Origin of the sequence: Nostoc sp. (assembly GCF_036917315.1) — a bacterium.
Lineage (GTDB): Bacteria > Cyanobacteriota > Cyanobacteriia > Cyanobacteriales > Nostocaceae > Nostoc.
Genome location: NZ_JBALDR010000058.1, coordinates 74,610 through 95,485 on the forward strand (window position 1 = coordinate 74,610; position 20,876 = coordinate 95,485).

Annotated in this window: 22 protein-coding genes; 13 read left to right on the forward strand and 9 right to left on the reverse strand. The window is 41.9% G+C overall.

Annotation, left to right across the window (positions count from 1 at the left end; all coding sequences use genetic code 11):
- Positions 1-118: 118 nt before the first annotated feature.
- Entirely contained in the window at positions 119-1,870 is a 1,752-nt protein-coding gene (locus V7K84_RS27155; RefSeq protein ID WP_334842724.1) for a diguanylate cyclase, read from the forward strand.
- Positions 1,871-2,050: 180 nt separating this feature from the next.
- Here the strand turns inward: V7K84_RS27155 and mraY are convergent, their stop codons facing one another.
- Both mraY and V7K84_RS27165 read right to left on the reverse strand, forming a co-directional pair.
- On the reverse strand, positions 2,051-3,154 hold the full coding sequence (gene mraY / locus V7K84_RS27160) for a phospho-N-acetylmuramoyl-pentapeptide-transferase (RefSeq protein WP_334842725.1): 1,104 nt from the start codon (positions 3,152-3,154) through the stop codon (positions 2,051-2,053).
- A gap of 79 nt (positions 3,155-3,233) precedes the next feature.
- A complete protein-coding gene (locus V7K84_RS27165) occupies positions 3,234-3,476 on the reverse strand; it encodes a DUF3134 domain-containing protein (RefSeq protein WP_094349539.1) in 243 nt (80 codons plus the stop codon).
- 244 nt (positions 3,477-3,720) lie between these two features.
- Between V7K84_RS27165 and V7K84_RS27170 the strand changes: the two genes are divergently transcribed.
- The 6 genes from V7K84_RS27170 to V7K84_RS27195 all read left to right on the forward strand — a co-directional run bounded on the left by V7K84_RS27170 (position 3,721) and on the right by V7K84_RS27195 (position 8,654).
- Positions 3,721-4,305 carry a PAP/fibrillin family protein gene (locus V7K84_RS27170; RefSeq protein ID WP_334842726.1) on the forward strand — a complete coding sequence of 195 codons (585 nt, stop codon included), beginning with the start codon at positions 3,721-3,723 and terminating at the stop codon, positions 4,303-4,305.
- Between the two features lie 294 nt (positions 4,306-4,599).
- A complete protein-coding gene (locus V7K84_RS27175; RefSeq protein ID WP_094349537.1) occupies positions 4,600-4,815 on the forward strand; it encodes a photosystem I reaction center subunit IV in 216 nt (71 codons plus the stop codon).
- Positions 4,816-5,066: 251 nt separating this feature from the next.
- Positions 5,067-5,939 (forward strand): DNA-formamidopyrimidine glycosylase, encoded by an 873-nt coding sequence (locus V7K84_RS27180; protein ID WP_334842727.1) that lies wholly within the window; start codon positions 5,067-5,069, stop codon positions 5,937-5,939.
- A gap of 86 nt (positions 5,940-6,025) precedes the next feature.
- Positions 6,026-6,253 (forward strand): NAD(P)H-quinone oxidoreductase subunit O, encoded by a 228-nt coding sequence (locus V7K84_RS27185; protein WP_334842728.1) that lies wholly within the window; start codon positions 6,026-6,028, stop codon positions 6,251-6,253.
- A 543-nt stretch (positions 6,254-6,796) separates the two neighbouring features.
- Positions 6,797-8,371 (forward strand): group II intron reverse transcriptase/maturase, encoded by a 1,575-nt coding sequence (locus V7K84_RS27190; protein WP_334842729.1) that lies wholly within the window; start codon positions 6,797-6,799, stop codon positions 8,369-8,371.
- A gap of 145 nt (positions 8,372-8,516) precedes the next feature.
- Positions 8,517-8,654 (forward strand): hypothetical protein, encoded by a 138-nt coding sequence (locus V7K84_RS27195; RefSeq protein ID WP_334842730.1) that lies wholly within the window; start codon positions 8,517-8,519, stop codon positions 8,652-8,654.
- A gap of 169 nt (positions 8,655-8,823) precedes the next feature.
- Here V7K84_RS27195 and V7K84_RS27200 read toward each other — a convergent pair whose 3' ends face one another.
- Positions 8,824-9,156 carry a translation initiation factor gene (locus V7K84_RS27200; protein ID WP_334842732.1) on the reverse strand — a complete coding sequence of 111 codons (333 nt, stop codon included), beginning with the start codon at positions 9,154-9,156 and terminating at the stop codon, positions 8,824-8,826.
- Positions 9,157-9,251: 95 nt separating this feature from the next.
- Positions 9,252-9,740 (reverse strand): hypothetical protein, encoded by a 489-nt coding sequence (locus tag V7K84_RS27205; RefSeq protein WP_334842734.1) that lies wholly within the window; start codon positions 9,738-9,740, stop codon positions 9,252-9,254.
- 339 nt (positions 9,741-10,079) lie between these two features.
- On the opposite strand from V7K84_RS27205, the gene V7K84_RS27210 reads away from it, so the two are divergent.
- The 3 genes from V7K84_RS27210 to V7K84_RS27220 are packed head-to-tail and all read left to right on the forward strand — an operon-like array spanning position 10,080 to position 14,084.
- Positions 10,080-10,733 (forward strand): hypothetical protein, encoded by a 654-nt coding sequence (locus V7K84_RS27210; protein WP_334842735.1) that lies wholly within the window; start codon positions 10,080-10,082, stop codon positions 10,731-10,733.
- Positions 10,734-10,771: 38 nt separating this feature from the next.
- A complete protein-coding gene (locus V7K84_RS27215) occupies positions 10,772-12,679 on the forward strand; it encodes a hypothetical protein (protein WP_334842736.1) in 1,908 nt (635 codons plus the stop codon).
- 10 nt (positions 12,680-12,689) lie between these two features.
- Positions 12,690-14,084 (forward strand): DUF1802 family protein, encoded by a 1,395-nt coding sequence (locus V7K84_RS27220; RefSeq protein WP_334842738.1) that lies wholly within the window; start codon positions 12,690-12,692, stop codon positions 14,082-14,084.
- A 170-nt stretch (positions 14,085-14,254) separates the two neighbouring features.
- Here V7K84_RS27220 and V7K84_RS27225 read toward each other — a convergent pair whose 3' ends face one another.
- Positions 14,255-14,557, reverse strand: a complete 303-nt coding sequence (locus tag V7K84_RS27225) for a type II toxin-antitoxin system RelE/ParE family toxin (RefSeq protein ID WP_334842739.1) — start codon at positions 14,555-14,557, stop codon at positions 14,255-14,257.
- Complete coding sequence (locus V7K84_RS27230) at positions 14,554-14,820, reverse strand: ribbon-helix-helix domain-containing protein (protein ID WP_334842740.1); 267 nt, start codon at positions 14,818-14,820, stop codon at positions 14,554-14,556. The genes V7K84_RS27225 and V7K84_RS27230 overlap by 4 nt, the downstream gene beginning before the upstream one ends.
- Before the next feature lie 554 nt (positions 14,821-15,374).
- On the opposite strand from V7K84_RS27230, the gene V7K84_RS27235 reads away from it, so the two are divergent.
- Positions 15,375-16,034 carry a Nif11-like leader peptide family natural product precursor gene (locus tag V7K84_RS27235; RefSeq protein ID WP_334842741.1) on the forward strand — a complete coding sequence of 220 codons (660 nt, stop codon included), beginning with the start codon at positions 15,375-15,377 and terminating at the stop codon, positions 16,032-16,034.
- Between the two features lie 320 nt (positions 16,035-16,354).
- On the opposite strand, the gene V7K84_RS27240 is transcribed toward V7K84_RS27235, so the two are convergent.
- The 3 genes from V7K84_RS27240 to V7K84_RS27250 form a co-directional block, all read right to left on the reverse strand.
- Entirely contained in the window at positions 16,355-17,941 is a 1,587-nt protein-coding gene (locus tag V7K84_RS27240) for a glucose-6-phosphate isomerase (RefSeq protein WP_334842742.1), read from the reverse strand.
- A 112-nt stretch (positions 17,942-18,053) separates the two neighbouring features.
- Positions 18,054-18,311: a cytotoxic translational repressor of toxin-antitoxin stability system gene (locus tag V7K84_RS27245; protein ID WP_251959737.1), complete on the reverse strand. Its 258-nt coding sequence runs from the start codon at positions 18,309-18,311 to the stop codon at positions 18,054-18,056.
- Between the two features lie 61 nt (positions 18,312-18,372).
- A complete protein-coding gene (locus V7K84_RS27250) occupies positions 18,373-18,570 on the reverse strand; it encodes a hypothetical protein (RefSeq protein ID WP_104907481.1) in 198 nt (65 codons plus the stop codon).
- A gap of 238 nt (positions 18,571-18,808) precedes the next feature.
- Here V7K84_RS27250 and V7K84_RS27255 point away from each other — a divergent pair, with 238 nt between their 5' ends.
- Complete coding sequence (locus V7K84_RS27255) at positions 18,809-19,942, forward strand: branched-chain amino acid ABC transporter permease (RefSeq protein WP_334842745.1); 1,134 nt, start codon at positions 18,809-18,811, stop codon at positions 19,940-19,942.
- Entirely contained in the window at positions 19,932-20,714 is a 783-nt protein-coding gene (locus V7K84_RS27260; protein WP_334842746.1) for an ABC transporter ATP-binding protein, read from the forward strand. Before V7K84_RS27255 ends, V7K84_RS27260 begins: the two co-directional genes overlap by 11 nt.
- Positions 20,715-20,876 lie beyond the last annotated feature (162 nt).

Below are 20,876 nucleotides of genomic sequence, written 5' to 3' on the forward strand. Positions count from 1 at the left end.
CCATGATAACTTTTGTAAAACTAAGGCATGAGGCACTGAAATCATCCTTTCTATCCTTACATCTTAAGACTACCCAGAATTATAGTGAAGCGGATGAAATTTTAATATCAGGTCAGTAATGGAGCCTATTTACTGGAATTGCACAATTGCTCACAGCATCACTGCATTTTCATACTTTGGTATCCCCATAGTAATAGGGGTTTTCTTTACCAAAACTAAGGCAACTATCCCTTCTAAGTTTTGGCTAGCCTTTTTCTTATCAGGTGGATTAGTACTATTTTGCGGATTTCATCATTTTCTGGCAATCTTTGAGCCATATATGGCAGTGTCCCTTCTGCATTTAGGCGTACTTGATGTAATGGCGTTTATTTCTTTATCTGCTTTACTCTACCTAATGCCAACCGCTTATAAAATTGTAGAGGCGATCGCCAAATCTCAAGAAGATACCCGCGAACTTCAACGCAGCCAGCAGATGCAACAGCTATTTTTAGATCATGGCCCCTTTGCAGCCTATATCAAAGATGAGCAATCTAGAATTCTCTACTACAACCAAGAGCTACAGTCTAGATTTTCGGTAGATTCACAAGAATGGTTGGGGAAAACCGATAGTGAATTCTTGCCATATCCAGAAGAGGGGCTGAGGATAATGGAAAACGATCGAGTTGTTTTGAAGACTCTACGCCCTTTGAAGCTGATTGAACAGGTAAAGATACTTGGTAACAATCAGCCGTGCTACTGGCTATCATTTAAGTTTCCGTTTAGCGATTACGCAACGGGCGCTTACCGTATCGGTGGGATCAGTATTGATATTACAGAATCCATAGAAGCACAGCGATCGCTAACTGACTTAAATCGGCAGCTAGAAGAAAAAACACTGGAATTGGAAGCAAAAAAACGAGAACTTATATATCTCTCAGATATGGCGGATATGCTTTATTCCTGTGAGTCTGAAGATGAGGTCTATCAAGTAGTAGCTTTCACCTGTTCCAAGCTGTTTCCTACAATGAGTGGTTGTATCTGTATAATTGCTAATTCCAAGAATTATGTTCAGATTAATAGGATTTGGGGAGATAAAATAAGCAGTAAAGAAATATTTTCACTATCTGATTGTTGGGCATTGCGGAGAGGAAAATTCAACCTTTTATCGCCTCGTAATTCAGGATTAATTTGCAGTCACTTAATAGAGCCAGTTAGTGGCGCACATTTATGCGTTCCATTGTTTGCAGAAGGCGAAGTAGTTGGGATTTTACACCTCGACGCGCTTGAAGAAATCAGTCCAGAAGATCGACAAACTTCTGAGATTATTGCTAGGACATTAGGCATTGCACTGAATAATCTATCGATCAAACAACGTCTAACCCATGAAAACTTGCGGGATGGGATGACCCAACTATTTAATCAAAGCTATATGGAAAGCATAACGGAACAAAGGCTAGCTGAAGCTGAACGATCGGGACAACCTCTTAGTATTATTTTTCTTGATATCGATAACTTCAAGTCTTACAACTCGCGCTATGGTCATGTGACTGCCAACATTGTTCTCCAGGGATTAGCAAAGTTACTGTTAAAATCTATTCGCTCCTTTGACATTGCTTGCAGATGGGGTGGTGAAGAGTTTGTGATTGTGATGCCTAATATGACACTGGAAACGCTCAAAAAGCGAGTAGAACAATTAAGGGTAGATATTGAACAAATGCAATTGAAGGACGGCGATCGGCTCCTCGAAAGCATCACCGCTTCTTTTGGAATAGCTGTATCAGAACCAGGGATTACGGTTAAAGATTTTCTAAATCGGGCGAATCAAGCGATGCTTGAGGCAAAGCGAACAGGGAAGAATCGAGTTAGGGAATATGTAAATACTTATAATTGAAGAATAAAGAATTTAGAATACCGCAAGCAGTCAAACAATTTTAGATTTTAGATTGACTCTATGACTATCCTTTGCGCTTTAGTTGGCATAGAAATCAGAAACTTATAAATTTACTCTATAAAAAAACAACTCCCTGAAGATATGGGAGTTGTTTTTATATTCAAGTAGTTTTTAAAACATTTAGAATGGAGCGATCGCTAAACAAATGGTAGCCAAAATCGCTGCGATTATATAAAACACTCCAACAACTTGCAATTCTGACCAGCCAGTAAGTTCTAAATGATGGTGTAAAGGTGCCATTTTGAAGAGACGTTTGCCTTTGCCATCGGGGCCTTTGGTGGCTTTGTAATAACTTACCTGTGCCATCACCGAAAGGGTTTCTACGAAGAAGATACCACTGAGAATAAACAGACCTACTAAGGTGTTTGTCAATAGTGCTACAGCAGCTAAAGCTCCTCCCAGTGCCAGGGAACCGGTATCTCCCATAAAAACGCGGGCTGGGTTGCGATTATGGGCTAAGAAACCTAAGCAGCCACCACTTAAAGCAGCACAGAAAACCATCAATCCTGGTGCTGTTGGTGCGACTAAAGCACCTAATGCCAAAAGTGCGATCGCAACTGTTCCTGCTGCCAAGCCATCAATACCATCTGTTAAATTAGTCGCATTACTTTCTGCAACTAGCACAAAACCTGCTAAAGGCCAAAATAGGAATCCTAATGGTAGTGTGAAGCTCACCCAAGGCAAAGCAATATTTGTAATATTAGAAGGTTGATTAAACATCAGCCATAGACAAAATACAGCCGCAAAACTCACCTGCAAAGCTAGTTTTGTGCGGGGAGATATACCTTTATTTGATTTCCGGCGCAGAATTTGCCAATCGTCGAGCCAGCCAATCAATCCATAGCTGATTGTCAAAGCCGAAACTGCAAGCACCTCTTTAGAAAAGTTAGACAATATACAGGCAATCAGTACAGATACAGGTATAAAAAATATACCGCCCATTGTGGGAGTGCCTGCCTTTTTTAGATGAGCTTGTGGCCCATCTTCACGAATTATTTGTCCAGTTTTAAGTGCTTGAAGTAAAGGTATTACCCAATAGCCCACCACACCTGAACCCAACGCACACAACAGTAATGGCAGAGTTAGCGACATACTTTGCCACGGTAGCCGATTGGCCATCGAATCCAAGAAGAATGCTGTTGTACCTAGCCCTACGGCTAATAAAGAGGCTAGAGCGATTCCAGAAATGTTTAATCCTTGCTCAGGAGATAATTTAGCGTCCACAGAAGTTTCCCTTCACTCCACACTTATAAAATTGAATACTAGTAACTAGGGATACTACCAAGTCCCTAGCCTGAAAAGGCTAATTCTCAGCGATTCCTATATCATCATCGTCATCATCATCGAGGTCGTAGCCAATTCCATCATCTACACCCATTAGGGAGTCTATTCCTTCTTCGTCAGCTTGAAAATCCGGTTCGTGAACGTCACGCGCGATGATGCGACCATTGTTTTGTAACCAGTCCAACAAAGAGGACTCTGGCTTTAGGGGGATGACATCGGCTCGTTGGTTACGAGCTGCTTCACGTAATGGAGAGTTCAACATATCGAGTCAGGGCAAGAAAAGGTTTACGTAAGTTGACATTTAGAGTCTATCACTTGACACGGATTAATTTAGTTATCTTTTCAACCCTTTAGTTGATAAATCCGCATTCAGATAGAAATTTTTTTATTTAATAAGCATAAGGCTTAGTTCAAGCGATTCTTAGTAATTTTTATGGCTCTACATATATGTCATTAATATCTTGTTTATGCTGATGGAAAGTGAGTGATTTTTGAGGTGACAGGCGATGATGGGAAAAGCGGCTCTTATGGATGCGATCGCTGGTACAAATCGCGGTCTACTGGCGACCGAAGAACAGAAACAGTCTATCTTAGTAGCGATCGCCAATTTAGAAGACTTTAATCCTACACCCCGTCCGGTGGAAGCTAGTAATTTGCTAGATGGCAATTGGCGATTACTATACACCACTAGCAAGGCTCTTTTAAACTTAGATCGTCTACCTTTATGTAAACTGGGTCAAATCTATCAGTATATCCGGGTAGATACTACCAGTGTTTACAACATCGCTGAGATTTATGGCTTACCTTTTTTAGAAGGATTAGTCAGCGTTGCTGCTAAATTTGAGCCAGTTTCAGGTCGGCGTGTCCAAGTGAAATTTGAGCGTTCTATTATCGGCTTACAACGTTTAATAGAATACAATTCTCCGGTAACTTTTATCCAACAAATTGAAGAAGGTAGAAAATTTCCCGGAATTGATTTTGCCATCAAGAGTGACAAACAGCAAGGCTGGTTAGATATCACTTATATAGATAACGACTTACGGATCGGCAGAGGTAATGAGGGAAGTGTGTTTGTCTTAACTAAAACATAAGCTTTGCACAAATAACCTTTTGCGAACGAAGGTACGCTATAACGTGTACCTTGTCAAGTGGGGTCTAATACCTTTTGCAATTTTGGATGTGCTATGTGGCTGGGGAGATGAGGGAGCATGGGAGCAGGAAAGGAAATCTTTCTCCTCTGCCCCTGCACCATGCCCAATGCCCCATGCCCAGTAACCAATTCAGACAAATAACTTAACAAAGACTCTTGCTGCGACCTTGAGGTTGTAGAGTGAAATCAATTAGCCCTCTAGATTGGCGATTGATAACTAAAAGGGAAAATAATCATGGTTCAACGTGGTTCTAAAGTACGTATTCTCCGCCCTGAATCCTACTGGTTTCAGGATCTAGGAACTGTGGCTTCCATCGACCAAAGCGGCATCAAATACCCTGTAATTGTCCGCTTTGAAAAGGTCAATTACTCTGGTATCAATACCAACAACTTTGCCCAGGATGAATTAGTCGAGGTTGAAGCACCAAAGGCTAAAGCACCGAAAAAATAGCAGCAAAGCTACAAGGGGGTTGTTTGATGCGATGATGAAGGGTAGTGTTAAGTCTGAAGTATGAAGTCTGAAAATTTCAGTTCATTCATTCTTTGTCCTAGCCTACCCTAATCTAAGAGAGCCGCCCTGCGGGTATTTACGGTTTCTTTTGGGTAGTAATACGAGCCATCTACGGCTATGTAAGTTACTACCCCATCTCTTCTAGCTCGATCCCTCAAATAAATCACAATTGCCTGCTTAACTCAGCTTGAATGCCTGAACTGCCTGAAGTTGAAACAGTCCGAAGGGGTCTAAATCAATTGACCCTCAATCAAGAAATCACGGGTGGAGATGTGTTGCTCGATCGCACCATCGCCTACCCGTTTTCTGTTGGTGAGTTTGTTAATGGAATTGAAAAAAATGCGATCGCTGCTTGGCATCGTCGCGGTAAATATCTCCTCGCCGAACTCTCCTCATTTTCCCCTTCATCAACCGGCTGGCTAGGGGTTCATCTGCGAATGACCGGTCAACTATTATGGCTGGATCGAGATGAACCACTACATAAGCACACGCGAGTTAGATTATTCTTTGGCGATCGGCAGGAATTACGTTTTGTCGATCAGCGTACCTTCGGTAAAATATGGTGGGTTCCGCCTGGTGTTGCTGTAGAAAGTATTATGACTGGTTTGGCAAAACTGGCAGCAGATCCATTTTCACCAGAATTCACTGTTGAATATCTAGCAAGCAAACTCCAAAACCGTCGCCGTCCGATTAAGACTGCGCTACTGGATCAATCGGTGGTGGCGGGATTAGGTAACATCTATGCTGATGAAGCATTATTTAAGAGTGGGATTTTACCTGAAACCTTGTGTATAGATTTGCAGCTAAAGCAAATTGAACTTTTGCGAACCGCCATAATTCAAGTGTTAGAAACCAGTATTGAGGCTGGTGGTACGACATTTAGTAATTTCTTAAATGTTAAAGGTACTAACGGCAATTATGGTGGTGTAGCCTGGGTTTATAACCGCGCTGGAGAACCGTGTCGAGTTTGTGGTACATCAATTCAACGGATCAGGTTAGCTGGGCGATCTAGTCATTTTTGCTCCCAGTGTCAAACGTTACGGGGAGTTAGGAGACGCGATTAATCGCGTCTTTACAAGAGTTAGGAGTTATAACTCGGAACTCTTTTAAAATGCAGGTAAAAGACGTTACAAATTTGAGAGAGGAACTCATGGCAGTCAAAAAAGGAGATATGGTTCGCGCTGTGCGCGAAAAACTAGAAAACAGTCTGGAGGCTAAAGCCAGTGATACTCGCTTTCCTCCTTATTTGTTTGAAACTAAGGGCGAAATTGTGGATATCAAAGGTGATTACGCCCTGATTAAGTTTGGGAAAGTGCCAACACCAAATGTTTGGTTACGTGTGGATCAACTCGAAGAGTTTGTGCGATTCGTTGATTAGTAAATCACGGTAAACAGCCCGCAAATAACTAATCCAGCCCGACAGCAGATTACTGTCATTAAAGGCTGAACTCTCGGTCAGATGCAAGTGCAAGTCTTGCCATTCAGACTCAGAATTGACTCCTTATCTGCCCACACCGAACAAGCTCGGTTCTTGTAGAGTGAAGCTGGGAACAGGGCGCAATCAGACGACCGTTGCGGGTTGACACTGGCGCTAACAGGGAGTTCCTACGATGAAACAGAGCCTAGAAAAGCGACTTATCCGAGAAACAGGGCGCAACCCTAAACACCCCTGATTTAACTGGAGCCAATTCCCGCCGAACATAAAATCAGTAAGGCAAGAGTCCAGGGAATCCAGTAGTCGAATTGGCTACATCTAACGGAACAATCAATCTCTCCGAGGGAACGAAAAAAAACGAGTTGTGGGTCTAGGGGCTTTTCGTTCCCCATGTAGACCAGACGAGCGGATTAACCCCCACAATTCGGGTAGGACAGACCGTAATTGGTCTGAGGTGTTCAGAATACACAAACTCTAGAAGAGAAAATGATTAGACACAGTTACAAAACTAGTGAATCTTGGAGAGCTTTACCTTGGAAGAAATTCCGCCGAAACCTTTTCCGCCTTCAAAAGCGCGTGTACAAAGCTGTTCAAGTTGGAGACAAGCGGAAAGCTCGGTTACTCCAAAAGCTTATTCTAAAATCAACCTCGGCTCGATTTCTTGCAATAAGACAAGTATCTCAGCTAAATGCTGGTAAAAAGACGGCTGGTATTGATGGGAAGAAATCCCTCTCATTTGAAGAACGCTTCAACCTTGAAGAACTACTGAAAATGAACAGTGGAAATTGGAAACATCAAGGACTACGGGAAATCCCCATCCCAAAAAAGGACGGGACTACCAGAATGTTAAAAATACCAACCATCGCGGACAGAGCCTGGCAATGCCTAGCAAAATATGCACTCGAACCAGCACACGAAGCCACTTTCCACGCTAGGAGCTACGGGTTCAGAACTGGGCGCTCTGCCCATGATGCACAAAAATACATCTTTATAAACCTTAGCTCCAATGCCAATGGAATAAATAAGCGAGTAATTGAACTCGACATTGAAAAATGCTTCGATAGGATAAACCACTCAGCAATAATGGACGAACTCACCGCCCCAAAAGGCTTAAAACTCGGTATCTACCGATGCCTCAAGGCAGGAGTCAACCCAGAATTCCCCGAACAAGGAACCCCCCAAGGGGGAGTGGTCAGCCCATTACTAGCTAACATTGCGCTCAACGGGATTGAGAGTATACACAGATACCATGATGATCATAGGAGGAGAATCACTGCTAAAACCTCAGCCAACGACATCATCGAACCATCAATCCGATACGCGGATGACATGGTTATTATACTCCGACCCAAAGACGATGCGACAGAGATACTTGAAAGAATCAGCGAGTTCCTCCGCAAACGCGGAATGAATGTAAGCCAAAAGAAAACCAAAGTTACCGCCGCGACAGATGGGTTTGATTTCCTCGGCTGGCACTTCAAAGTGCAGAAAAACGGAAAGTTCAAAAGTACTCCCTCAATGGACAACTTCAAAGCGTTCCGTAAGAAAGTAAAACACATCGTCAACAACTCGAACTATGGTGCTACCACTAAGGCAGAAAAATTAGCCCCGGTAGTTAGAGGTTGGAGAAATTACCACAAGTTCTGCAAGATGGACGGGTCTAAAAACTCGTTATACTACATCCAAAAAAGAGCTTACACGGTATTCAACAAGGAAACCAAGCAAACCCGCTACTCTAGCAAGAAATTACTAGACAAAGCATTTCCAACAGTTTCCTACTCCGAAAACAAACACATTTCTGTCAAGGGAACTAAATCACCATACGACGGAGACACAGCCTACTGGAGCGAACGAAACAGTAAGCTCTACGACGGCGAAACCTCTAAAGCTCTTAAGAAGCAAAACCATAGATGTGCTTCCTGCGGTCTGAAGTTCATCGATGAGGAACGGGTTCACCTGCATCACATTGATGGAAATCACGCCAACTGGAAGAAAAATAATCTTGAAGCAATTCACGAGAGTTGCCACGATTACAAACACATGAGCAAAAGCGCAAGCTGAGAACATCGAAAGCTGGGTGCGGTGAAAGTCGCACGCCCAGATTTAACTGAGAGGTGCGGGGAATAATATCCCCCATCGACTCAACCAAATAAGTAAAAAGAATTCAGGAGTCAGAATTCAGAATTCAGCTGAAATTGAGAGCGTTTTGGAATTAACGCTTACTGATGAAAAAAGAGAGTGTTTGCATACTTCGGCTCAATCTGTGCGTCAAAATATTGAGCGATCGCAGGAAATAATTCGTAATACAACTCTTGGAGAGGCTGCGCCAACGGCTACGCGGTAGTTGAATCTCGACTTCGCTCGATTACCGTGCAGTCGAAACTCAGTACAAGTTCGTAATTTGTATAAATAGCAGCCAAAATAAAAGGCAGTAGGATTTGAACCTACTGCCTTATTTGTTATTCCAAAATTCACCACCCTATAAAAACCAATATCACCAGATTGGTTTGGCGTTAGCGGCGAGAATCCTGATCTGCGGGATCGCCGTAGGGGTCTTCGCTGGCTGGACGGACATCACCAAACTCCCCTGTGTCTGCGGGGTCGCCGTAAGGGTCTTCGCTAGCTGGGCGAACATTGCCGTAAGACGAGATATCTGCGGGGTCGCCGTAGGGGTCTTCACTAGCTGGGCGAACATCGCCGTAAGATGCCGGATCTGCGGGATCGCCGTATGGATCTTCGCTGGCTGGACGTACATTGCGATCGCGCAATTTGGCATCTTCTTCAGCTTGATCGCTGTTCGACCCCAAAAGCAAATCTTTCGCCTTTCGGAAAAATTCATCTACCATAATCTGTCTCCTGATTTAAGTTCGTGTTTCCGACGTGCGCGATCGGCGTTATCCTCCGGGAAACCCGCTTTCTTCTTTACACACGCTTCGCTGATCTAGAGTGCCGGAGCTGCGGATGAAGTTATACCAGTGAGATCGCGACCTGTGGCACTCCGGTTATAGCCTTGGAATTCCCGATACTTTTGTGCTTCAGATTCTGGCACTCGAATTCCTTCTGCTGGTGCTGTTACCCAGTGAGCGCGATGTTCAGCATCACGGTAATATACACGCCCGTTCTTGGAAAGATAGTATTTACCTTGCGCTCCTTCTTGGGAAGCATTTTTATGCTGGTTGTAGAGATAATAAAGTCCAGCAGCACCCGCCAAAAGTGCCACTTTTTGCCCTGTACCCAATCCTTTCTTAGCTTCAGGTTGGTTTGTGCGATCGCTCACTGTTCTACCAATGGTGTCATCTACTGGTGGTGGCACATTAGCCTTTTGGGAACCGCCTCCGCAGCTACTCAGCAAGGGCACCATTAACAATGCCGAAAGCAGCACTGCAAATAGACGCGAAACTATTTTACGTTCTTTATATATTGTGTTCATTGGATTTCGTTCTCACCTGTATTTGCTAAAAGCCTTGCTGTTGCAAAAACAAAGTTGGAATTCCATGTTATTTCGCTGGGAATTGAAAAAACATATACCACTCAATTTACAACTGCACAGCTAGAGCGTTTCTCTTTCATATTCGTCGATTTTCTCAAGCATTCCATCCCGCCTTTGAGAGAAATCGTATTCATCCCAAGGAAATATATTGTTGATTTTTTATGAGTCTATTTAGCTGAAACGCCGAAATCTTCAGCAATTTCTCGGTTATTTTTTCTGCATAAATAACTTAGAAAGATACAGTTACTATGATGCTTTTTGCCAAAAAATATACTCAATATGACATCAAAAAATACTAGCACTCGTCTCCTTTTGGCTTTGTGGAATTTGGGAGGAACGCAGCAGGAAGTGAAGAAACGTCAACTTCATGACCGAATTGTATCCAAAGGCCAGAAGGTAGCAGATTATCAGGGCATATTCGAGGAATTACAGAATCAGGGTGCGATCGCAATCTCCAAAAAGGGATATTCTCTGACATCTGGCAAGGGTTTAGAGGTATTGGGTGAGGGTTTGAGAAGTGGCGATTTTAAGTTTGAAGGGACGATTGTCGGTACTTGGGCGGCGAATGCGTTGTTGCGGTGGATTAGTCAGATTGATATTGCGGTAACTGGTGCAGATGTACTGGTTAATGGTAAGGGTGCGATCGCGATCGCATCTTACGACGAGTTTAAATCTGTGGCGTTGGAAGTCTACGACAAGCTGAACTATGAGTACAACTTTAATAATTTAGTGCCAATTTACCGCATTAGAAGAGGAATTGGCGATCGCGTGAGTCGTACAGAGTTTAATGATTGGCTGCTAGAAACGCAAGCTAACGATATTTTGCAACTACAGGGCGGGAGTGTAGAAGACAGCGCACCCGACAAAATTGAAGATTCGGTAGCTACAGAATTAGATGGATTACGCTGCTACGCCACACGCCTGAAACCTTAAACCTTATTTGACTCTTCACACATTAACTTCACAATACTATGACTGTCACCACATCTACCATTGATGATTTGATTAAGAATCAAAACCCTTTTGCAGGCCATATTGTGGTCAGACCGCAACAAATATGGGGTAAAAGTTTTCCTGATGTTCCCTCAATTAATGCTCATGCTTCTAATGCAGTTTTTGATGCTGTTGATAAAGTCAGTAAAGGAAAACGTGAAACTGTAGGTATCACAATTACAGCAGAAAAAGGGTTAGGTAAAAGCCATATTATTAGTCGGATTCGCCATCGATTACAGACAGAAGACAGTAGCTTATTTATCTATATGAGTAAGTATGATAACTTGAATCAAATTAAGTCTCTATTTCTGCAAAGTGTCGCCTCTAGTCTCAGAGCTTTTGGTAGTCAAAAAGTAATGCAATGGCAGGAAATTGCAGCAGCTTTAATTAACGAAGCAAAGCAATGGAACTATACGCCACAACAGTATATTAATATGTATCCAGGTTGGTTGAGCCAACACTCAACTAAGGCGATAGTTCATCTAACAGAAAGTGTTCTGAAAGTCAAGCCTGAAATAACCAACCCTTACATAGTTAAAGCAATTTTGTGGACACTTTCTCCAGTCCATATTAATTATGCAAGCTATTGGCTATCTGGTTTAGAATTAGCACAATCACAAGCTGAAGCAATGGGATTGCCAAATCCTAAAAGCGAGGATAGAGAAGCTGAAGCATTAAGCAATGTTCGTCAAATTCTAGATATCACTAGCTATTATCGAGTTCCAGTGATTTGTTTTGACGAATTAGATATTGCAGATGCTGCTGATAATGGATTTTTAGCAGCACAAGTTATCGCAAACTTAGTTAAGGATTTATATAACAGTCTTAAACAAGGTGTTTTACTGTTAGCAATGTATCCTCGTACCTGGGAAGACCAAATCAAGGCTTTACCAGAAGCTGAAGCAGTTATAGATAGATTAGTAAGCGATCAAGCTGATAGGCAACCAATTGCATTAAAGTATCTAAATTCTGATGATATTGTTGCTCTAGTTAGTCAATGGTTACAAGATTTTTATGAGGAACATCAACAAACCCCGCCTCATCGTCTCTACCCATTTGATGAAACTAAACTCAGAGAACTTGGTAAGAGTAGACCTACTGTTAGGTCAGTTTTGAAATGGTGTGCAGAGAATTTTGTACCTAATTCTCCTATTATTGATAATCCGACAAATTCAACAACAAACACTACAACAACTACTAAATCTACAACAATCCATACGGTTCAACCATACTTCGATAATGAATTAGCAAATGTTGAGGTTTCTATTGATTCATTAATGGAAGAAGAAGCAACAATTACTGACGCTCTTTGGGTGGCTTTCAATAGTTTAATAGGTGAAACTGTAGAGGGAGTAACAATCGAATCAATTCAAGAAGTAGAGCCTAGTGCAGCAAATAATGGCTTTATGGATTTCAAAATTATCGGCAATAAGAATAAAGTGAGGATTGGATTAGATGTAGTTCAGCAAGATCGCACTGTTATAGGTGCTGCCTTGGGACGACTAATTGATTACAAAACATTTAACCTAACTCGCGGTTGCTTAGTGCGTTCAAAGATAATTAGTCAAAATGCAGTATTAGCTAGAAAGCATTTGAGATTACTTTTGCAACAAAAGGGTGGAGAATGGGTAGCCTTGCAAAGCCAAGACATTAAACCTCTTTTAGCTATCTATTTTGTTTGGTATAACAGTGAGAGTTACGAACTGACAGATGAACAGATATTTGATTTTATTGGCCAAGAAAAACTAGCAATAAATAATCCTTTGATTAGAGAAATACTCAGCGATCCATCTGGGCAAGAACCTACTAATTTAACTGATGATGGATTACCTATTAGTATTCCTCAAAGTGTTGCTAATGCTGATAATATCGCACTCAATCTATAGCTAACTATAAATGAATCAGCAGTTTTCAATTCCAACAGCACTATGTCTACCCGTCCCTGATATTGAAGCCTTAATACAGGGGCAAACAATTGCAGCTTTACCCAGGATGTTTATTCGTCCTGGGCAGAGATTTGCACTTTATCCTGCTGATTCTTCAGCTTCAATTAAAGCTTGGGCTAAATGTGAGCTTTGCCAAATTTTAGATGAGACTAAGCCATTAGAGATTTTGTCTAAATTAACAATATGGACACCAAAAGTATTAAAGGAGATACTACAGCAACAACAGTATCTTTTCCTGGCTTACTTGCGTGTCTATCAGTTACCTCAGTTACAAGAAATATCAGTCAATCCCAAGATTCAGGAAAAGCTAGGAAAATTTGTTAGTTTACCTAATTCTCTAACGGTTTCTGAAGTCAACCCAGTAATGACCGATCGCACCTTCGCCCAACGCAAGCATCAGTTAGAAAATCGACAGCCACCGCTGTATCCTGAACTGGAAGAATTACAGAGTGCGATCGCATCCCTAACAATTAGTCAACCAGCAGCTAAACAATTAGACCACGATATCAAAGTATTCTTAGGTTGGAGTAGTGACAAGCTAATTACGCAACCCGATCCAAATTTAGCTTGGATAAATGATATTGTAAAATTGGGCGATCGCAGCATCGAGCTAGAAGAGAAAAAAAGCAACTACCAAGCTGGTACAGATTTTGAAAATGTAGTGCGTGATAGCTTAGAACTTCTGGGATTTACGATTGACTATACCCACAAAGGCGGTGCAGGTGGTTTAGATTTATTTTGTTCTAAACCATACCCATTATTTGGTGAATGTAAAGCAGGTAGAAAGATTCCTAATGATACTGCGATGCAACTATTGAATTTGGGAATGCTACGCCGACCAGACCTTTTTAATCAGGCTGCTAAATTAATTATTGGCCCTGGTGAACCAACAACCCAACTACAAGATGCCGCAAAAATACAAGGTATGGCTATCATTAAACCAGAAACGCTTCAGAAGTTAGTCAAGTTGCAAAGTAACCATCGCAATTCAGTAGACTTATTTAAGCTAAAAGAATATTTAAAAGCAGGTCAATCTGATGAGGAATTAGAAAAATATATTGACCAAGTTTATACAGATATTAGTCTGCGATCGCAGATAATCACAGTACCCAAAGAACTCTCTGAACAAGACAACGAAACTTCAAAAGTTACACATCCAAGTTTCACAGTTACAGAAATCCGTGTTCATTACAATGCTACTCATAATCCCCGACTAAATGATGAATTAGTTCACGATCTACTGATAGAACTTTCTTCACCCTTAACAGGCTATTTAGGACGAATTAAAGGTAGTGATTGGAAGAGTGATCGCTTTTACTTTCTCCGCGATTTACTCGTTAACTAAAGATAGTACAATATATCTCTTTTCTTCTCTCTGGGTTCTCTGCGTCTTCTCTGCGAGACGCTGCGCGTTGGCGAAGCCTCTCGCAGAGAAGGCGGTTCGTTTAAAAATAACTGAAGCGTGTAGACATAGCCAAAGCCAGGAGATAAGTAGAAGTAAGCTAAAATACAAACTTACTCATCTGATTCTGCAAATAAAGATTCCAAATTTTGATAACCACTCACTACACGGACAATTTCAATTCCACTATTTATAAGTCGATAAAGAATAATATAATTATCCAAAGGAACGCCGCGCAAATCAGATTTAATATTTCCGTAGCTACGTCCCATATTGGGAAAATTAGCTAAATATTTACACTTTTTCTCAAACTTATTAATAAAATCCTCCCCAGCATCAATATTTATCCTGACAAAATAATCAATAATTTCTGATAAATCCTGACTGGCTTTTGGAGAGATAATATGTTGCTTCATCCTTGTAATTCTCTCGCTTTACGCAGTTTTTCCCGCAATTGTTCAACTACAACTCCTCCATCAATACCTTCTCCTCTATCCAGTTGCTCGATAGCAACCTCAACTTTTTCCCGTGTTTCTTCAACCCATTGCTGATAACCTTTTTCCCACTCTAATAGCAACTTCAATGCTTTACTAATAACTTCTTCGGGATTTGCATATCTACCTGTAGCAATTTGCGCTTGGATAATTTTCTCTAGTTCAGGTTTAATTTGGATATTCATGATTTATATTCCTGTTTATTGACAGTTTTAACCTTATTGTAACAATATTTAAAATCAAATAATTTGAATAGCGTAGGCGTAGCCAGCCGTAGGCATCGCTTTTACTTTCTCCGCGATTTACCTATTAACTAAATATAGTAAAATATATCTCTTTTCTTACCTTCGCGTTCTTCTCTGACGAGACGCTGCGCGTAGCTTGCTTCTCCGTAGGAGTATGCGTACTTTGTGGTTCGTTTAAAAATAACTGAAGTGCAGGTTTTGTGTAGTTGATTCATTCATGAATAATTAATACTATCTATTGACTTAATTTTCTTTTATGAGAATCAATAATGAGCATAATCGTAGCCCACTGCAATTATCGTAATCTTTCATCTTTTCCTGCGTATATCTTCTTCATGGTGATAAACTTTACAGAAATTTAATACTTAGCCACTGTGTAACTTCATTTACATGATATAAGAATTTAGTACTGTCGAAGAAACACATTATACTTACTACACTGGTGTTCATTAATCACAAACTTCTACCAAGTTGAAATTTAGGCAAGATGACCCATGTATTATCAAATTTGGAATTTCTTTCTTAAAGAAGATAAATACATTTATTGGAAAGAAAAAATAAAAGTTAACAAAAGCTTTGACAAAGTGACATGGCAAAAGATTACTGATTTCTTGTCATTAGTAGAGCAAACTTTCCAGTTAAAAAGTCAACTAGCAGAAACCGATAGCCTTGAGCCGTTTCTCAAGTTAGCAAGAGAAAACGGTTACAATCTGACCGCAGAAGAACTTGCCTGGTTTCTAGTTACGAGAAGACAGATTTGGGATCTTTTTGATTTTGCCCAAAAAACGCCATCTCTCAAAGAAGAATTACTAATAGCTAAAGAGCCACAGCAGTTCATCGACATCGCTGCCGAAAATGGCTATTACTTTTCTGTAGATGAGTTAGCTTGGTTGTTAATTGAAATCAAATCATCGTCAGATTTAGTATCTATTAACAACAGCGTTGGAGAGATTCTCACGGTATCAAGCTACGGCAGAATTGAAACAGGATACTGGATTTGGCTAGCAGAACACTGGGGAATTGTGCCACCATTTTGTCATCGGGATAAACCCAGTACTTTCTTATGTCAAAATCTCAACAATCCTTTTTTACCCGATCGCTGTTTCTTACCCAAGAGTTACTTTAATCAACGCCTCTTGGTAACTCATAATTAAAATAATTCGTAATTAGGTAAAGGAAGAGAAGAAAGCAATACTTAACCAAATGGTATTGAGTGATAAAACTTAATTACGAATTACGAACTTGTACTGAGTTTCGACACTTCGACAAGCTAAGTGCATCGCTGCGCGGTAATCGAGCGAAGTCGAGATTCAACTACCGCGTAGCCGTTGGCGCAGCCTCTCCAAGAGTTGTATTACGAATTATACAGTGAAGCATCCTAGATAGAAGATATATCTTCTATTTAGGATGCTTCACAATAAAAAATTGTTGAGACAACAATTCTGGACAAAATCTGAGATTTAGATTAGAGCTATCAGCTAGCAGAAACGGTCAAACTACCGGGTTTCTGAAGATCGCCTTGTAAAACTACACCCCGCTGATTGGCATGGATGTGACGCAAAATCTTGTAAATTGCCTCAACTTGGTCTGATGCGCCTGCCTTCTCGGCGAGTTCGTCAAGAGAAAGGGGAGTTTTTTCTTTTTGTAGGACTGCTACTACTCGTGTTTGTAAATCGAGAATGGAGGCGGCAGCTTTTTTGCCAGCTTCTACTCCTGGTTGATGGTAGGCGTTGACGTTGACCAAACTAGCATATAAACCAACAGCACGTTCGTACAAAGCAATTAATGCCCCTACAATTCGGGGATTAACTTGGGGAATCGTGACTGTAATTGAATCGCGATGATTTTCATAAAGCGCTTGTCGGGTTCCTTGGAGAAAACCGGAAAGATAATCGCCTGATGTAACTCCTGGATCTATTTCAGTGGATGGGCCTTGACGATCTTCCAACACTTCGATGAAGGTAGCAAAGAAATTCGCTACACCCTCGCGTAACTGCTGGACATAAGCGTGTTGATCTGTTGAGCCTTTGTTGCCGTAAACGGCGATACCTTGATGGACAACGTTGCCGTCTAAGTCTTTCTCCTTGCCCAAGGATTCCATCACCAGCTGTTGCAAATAGCGACTGAATAAAAATAAGCTGTCCTTGTAAGGTAGAACAACCATATCTTTTTCGCCCTTTCCGTTACCTGCAAAGTACCAAGACAAAGCAAGCAATGCTGCGGGGTTATTTTTCACATCTGGGACGCGGGTAGCGTCATCCATCTCTTTTGCGCCATCTAGGATGGCGCGGACATCAATGCCCTGTAATGCGGCTGGTACTAGCCCCACAGCAGACATTTCTGAGGTGCGTCCGCCTACCCAGTCATACATCGGAAATCTCGCCAGCCAGCCTTCATCTTTGGCCAGCTTATCGAGGTTGCTATCAACGCTGGTAATTGCTACCGCATATTGAGCAAATTCCAAATTGTGTCCGGCGTAGGCTTTTTTAACTTCAATCATGCCGTTGCGGGGTTCCGGCGTTCCCCCAGATTTGGAGATTACCAAAACCAAAGTGCTGGCGAGGCTATTCCGTAGATGATTGATAACGCGATCGATACCTGCGGGATCGTTGTTATCGATAAAGTGAAGTTTCAGCGGCGGGAAATCAGGAGCGAGAGCTTCCGCGACGAATTGGGGGCCGAGAGCGGAACCACCAATGCCGATGGAGATAATATCCGTGAAGCGGCTGGCTCTGGGAGGATGAATAGCACCTGTTTGGACTTTTTCCGCAAAGGCTTCGATTAGTTCTAGGGTTTGGACTATTTCTTGTGTAAGTTCTGGAGCTGGCGCTAAATCAGGATTTCGCAGCCAGTAGTGTCCAACCATGCGGTTCTCATCGGGATTTGCGATCGCACCCTTCTCTAGTTCAGCCATATCCGCAAACGCCTTGTCAAACTTCGGCTGCAACGATTCCACAAAGGCATCATCGAACCGTATCCGACTCACGTCTAAGTACAGCCCCAATCCCTCGTGGAAATATAACCAGTTTTGGTATCGTTGCCAAAGTGCCCTAGCATCCATAGGGAAATCTCAAATAAAGTGTTTTTCAAAAACCAGTTTAGTGTAAGGTTATAGCGATCCCTGCCTAGCCTTATACAGTTTACAGTTTTAAGTGTTCCCTTGACTCTTGACTTTAAACATCTGGCATAGGGATGACACGCAGAAATTTCACAATTTCACCCCTAATTTCTATACCAATCAGATAATTGTCTAGGGTGAAGCGGTGAAAAATGCCTTCACTATCAAGCTGTCGCAGTTCTTTTAAATCGCTCAACTGCCACTTTTGGGCTAACTCAATAAAAACAAAATCATGCACCCGCTCGTAGGCGGCAGGTTCTAAATTCTTCAGGTCTAGCAAAAAAGACCTGGCATAGCGCATTTCCAGACTCACTGGGCGTTACCTTCACCAAAACTTGAGGGGCCACTGGCACTAGCTCAAAAGCGCTGCTGAATCAGAAAAACATCAACAGTCTGACCGCTTCTTCATGGGTTAAGATGTCCCACGGTTGCTGCGATCGCTTGACTTTTTGTATCGCTTTGAGCATATAAAAGTCATAATGTAAAGCTTCAAGAACATTCCAAATGTCTTGCAAATCGTCATCGCCTAATTGCTCGATTAAGTGATGCATTCTAAGTCGCAGCAAATTCATACGTTAATTATTCCCTACCAGCAAATACCAACAATAAATAGTATTCCCATAAAATTAGCTACGCTCAAGCTACGCTAAAATTTATTCGCCCAGGGAAGAGGGCAGAGGGGCAGGGGGGCAGGGGAGCAGGGGAGCAGGGGGAAAATTCGTAACTCCTAACTCTTCACTCAGCACTCCTCACTCAGCACTCAGCACTCAGCACTCGGAACTGTTTTGCCCAATTCCCAAATAATTTAATATGGTTGACTATCTCATTTTCTTAGCAATTTCTACAGCGCTTTTTGCTCTATTCGCACTAGGACTGAATTTACAGTGGGGCTTTACGGGCTTAATTAACTTTGGTCATATTGCTTTCATGACTCTGGGAGCATATACAACGGTATTGTTAAGCTTAAAGGGTGTACCCCTACTTGTATCGGCACTGGCTGGGGCAATTGTCGCAGCCTTGTTGGGTTTGATAATTGGTTTTGTAACTCTCCGCTTACGAGAAGATTATCTAGGAATTGTCACCATTGGCACGGGCGAATTAATTCGTTTGGTGGTAAATAATCAGGAATTACCTGTGGGCGACACTTGGATTTCTGGGGCGTTTGGTGTCCAAAGTTATCCCATACCCCTATCTACAGAGCCAAGCTTGTTTGTCAGATTAGTAATGATTGGGCTTTTAACCCTGCTGGCTGCTGTAACCTTCTTTACTTTGTGGCAATGGATTCGTACCACTCAAATATCTCGGACTACTGATTTAGGTAAAAGGACGACTAGCAAGCAAGAATTTATATCCCGCTTGGGTGTGGGAATTGTCTTAGCAGTTTTAGCGGCAGCGATTTATATTTCTGGGGTAATCGGACTGTATAACTACAACCCAAAAGCGGGTTTAATGCTGGTGTTGCTGCTGGTTTTAGCATTTGTATACTGGCGCTTAGAAATTTTGGTGCGATCGCCTTGGGGTAGAATTCTCAAAGCCATCCGTGAAGATGAAGAAATTCCCAAGGCGCTGGGAAAAAATGTCTTTTGGTATAAATTACAATCTCTCATGCTTGGAGGTGCGATCGCGGGTATCGCTGGTGCTTTCTTCGCTTGGCAACTCAGCGCCATTTACCCTGATAATTTTCAACCGCAGATTACCTTTGACACTTGGATTATGGTGATTTTAGGCGGTTCTGGGAATAATGTTGGCACAATCGTAGGTGCGGTAATTTTCTTTGCTTACGATGCGCTGACACGGGAAGTCTTACCCAGAATCGTTTCTCTTGATGAAGCACGTTTGGGTGCATTTCGCATCATGGTAATCGGATTAATTTTGATGGTACTGATGATTTGGCGTCCTCAAGGTATCTTAGGGAAAAAAGAGGAACTCACCCTTGGTAAATAACTATTCATCCCCACTTCCCCTTTTGGCAGCCACGGGACTTTCTAAAAGCTTTGGTGGTGTCAAAGCAGTTAATGAGGCCAGAATCGAAGTTGCTAAAGGCAGTATTACGGGCTTGATTGGCCCCAATGGTGCTGGTAAAACTACTTTATTTAACTTACTCTCAAACTTCATTCGCCCTGATAAAGGACGAGTAATTTTTGACGGCGAACCGATTCACAATTTGCAACCATATCAAATCGCCCAACAAGGGGTAATACGAACCTTTCAGGTTGCACGAACTCTCTCGCGGTTGTCGGTGTTAGAAAATATGCTGTTGGCGGCGCAAAAACAAACGGGTGAAAATTTTTGGCAGGTGCAGTTGCAACCGCACATTGTTGCTAAGGAAGAAAAGCAACTCGAAGAGCGAGCAATGTACTTGTTAGAATCAGTGGGCTTGGCAAAAAAAGCACACGATTACGCTGGTTGCTTGTCTGGTGGACAACGCAAGCTGTTAGAAATGGGACGAGCGCTGATGACTAACCCCAAGTTAATTTTGTTGGATGAACCAGCAGCCGGGGTGAATCCGAGATTGATTGATGATATTTGCGATCGCATTATCACTTGGAACCGCCAAGATGGCATGACCTTTTTGATTATCGAACACAATATGGATGTAGTTATGTCCTTGTGCGATCGCGTTTGGGTACTTGCCGAAGGGCAGAATTTGGCTGACGGTACGCCAGAGGAAATTCAAACTAATCCCAAAGTTCTAGAAGCTTATTTAGGAAAATAATTTGGTGAAGTAAAAAATATATTTGCTAATGAAAGTCATATATCCCCGACTTATCAAAGAAATCGGGGATTTTATTTATGATGAATTATTTCATTTATCAGTTACATTTTATAAGTATTTGGGAATATTAACCTATGAGAGCTTAGGACAGATATCGGATTT

Bases quoted from the DNA above. Each gene is read 5' to 3' on its own strand.
- V7K84_RS27155 (WP_334842724.1), top strand. From the start codon at position 119: ATGGAGCCTATTTACTGGAATTGCACAATTGCTCACAGCATCACTGCA.
- V7K84_RS27165 (WP_094349539.1), bottom strand. From the start codon at position 3,476: ATGTTGAACTCTCCATTACGTGAAGCAGCTCGTAACCAACGAGCCGAT.
- V7K84_RS27170 (WP_334842726.1), top strand. From the start codon at position 3,721: ATGATGGGAAAAGCGGCTCTTATGGATGCGATCGCTGGTACAAATCGC.
- V7K84_RS27175 (WP_094349537.1), top strand. From the start codon at position 4,600: ATGGTTCAACGTGGTTCTAAAGTACGTATTCTCCGCCCTGAATCCTAC.
- V7K84_RS27180 (WP_334842727.1), top strand. From the start codon at position 5,067: ATGCCTGAACTGCCTGAAGTTGAAACAGTCCGAAGGGGTCTAAATCAA.
- V7K84_RS27185 (WP_334842728.1), top strand. From the start codon at position 6,026: ATGGCAGTCAAAAAAGGAGATATGGTTCGCGCTGTGCGCGAAAAACTA.
- V7K84_RS27190 (WP_334842729.1), top strand. From the start codon at position 6,797: ATGATTAGACACAGTTACAAAACTAGTGAATCTTGGAGAGCTTTACCT.
- V7K84_RS27200 (WP_334842732.1), bottom strand. From the start codon at position 9,156: ATGGTAGATGAATTTTTCCGAAAGGCGAAAGATTTGCTTTTGGGGTCG.
- V7K84_RS27205 (WP_334842734.1), bottom strand. From the start codon at position 9,740: ATGAACACAATATATAAAGAACGTAAAATAGTTTCGCGTCTATTTGCA.
- V7K84_RS27210 (WP_334842735.1), top strand. From the start codon at position 10,080: ATGACATCAAAAAATACTAGCACTCGTCTCCTTTTGGCTTTGTGGAAT.
- V7K84_RS27215 (WP_334842736.1), top strand. From the start codon at position 10,772: ATGACTGTCACCACATCTACCATTGATGATTTGATTAAGAATCAAAAC.
- V7K84_RS27220 (WP_334842738.1), top strand. From the start codon at position 12,690: ATGAATCAGCAGTTTTCAATTCCAACAGCACTATGTCTACCCGTCCCT.
- V7K84_RS27225 (WP_334842739.1), bottom strand. From the start codon at position 14,557: ATGAAGCAACATATTATCTCTCCAAAAGCCAGTCAGGATTTATCAGAA.
- V7K84_RS27230 (WP_334842740.1), bottom strand. From the start codon at position 14,820: ATGAATATCCAAATTAAACCTGAACTAGAGAAAATTATCCAAGCGCAA.
- V7K84_RS27235 (WP_334842741.1), top strand. From the start codon at position 15,375: ATGTATTATCAAATTTGGAATTTCTTTCTTAAAGAAGATAAATACATT.
- V7K84_RS27240 (WP_334842742.1), bottom strand. From the start codon at position 17,941: ATGGATGCTAGGGCACTTTGGCAACGATACCAAAACTGGTTATATTTC.
- V7K84_RS27250 (WP_104907481.1), bottom strand. From the start codon at position 18,570: ATGAATTTGCTGCGACTTAGAATGCATCACTTAATCGAGCAATTAGGC.
- V7K84_RS27255 (WP_334842745.1), top strand. From the start codon at position 18,809: ATGGTTGACTATCTCATTTTCTTAGCAATTTCTACAGCGCTTTTTGCT.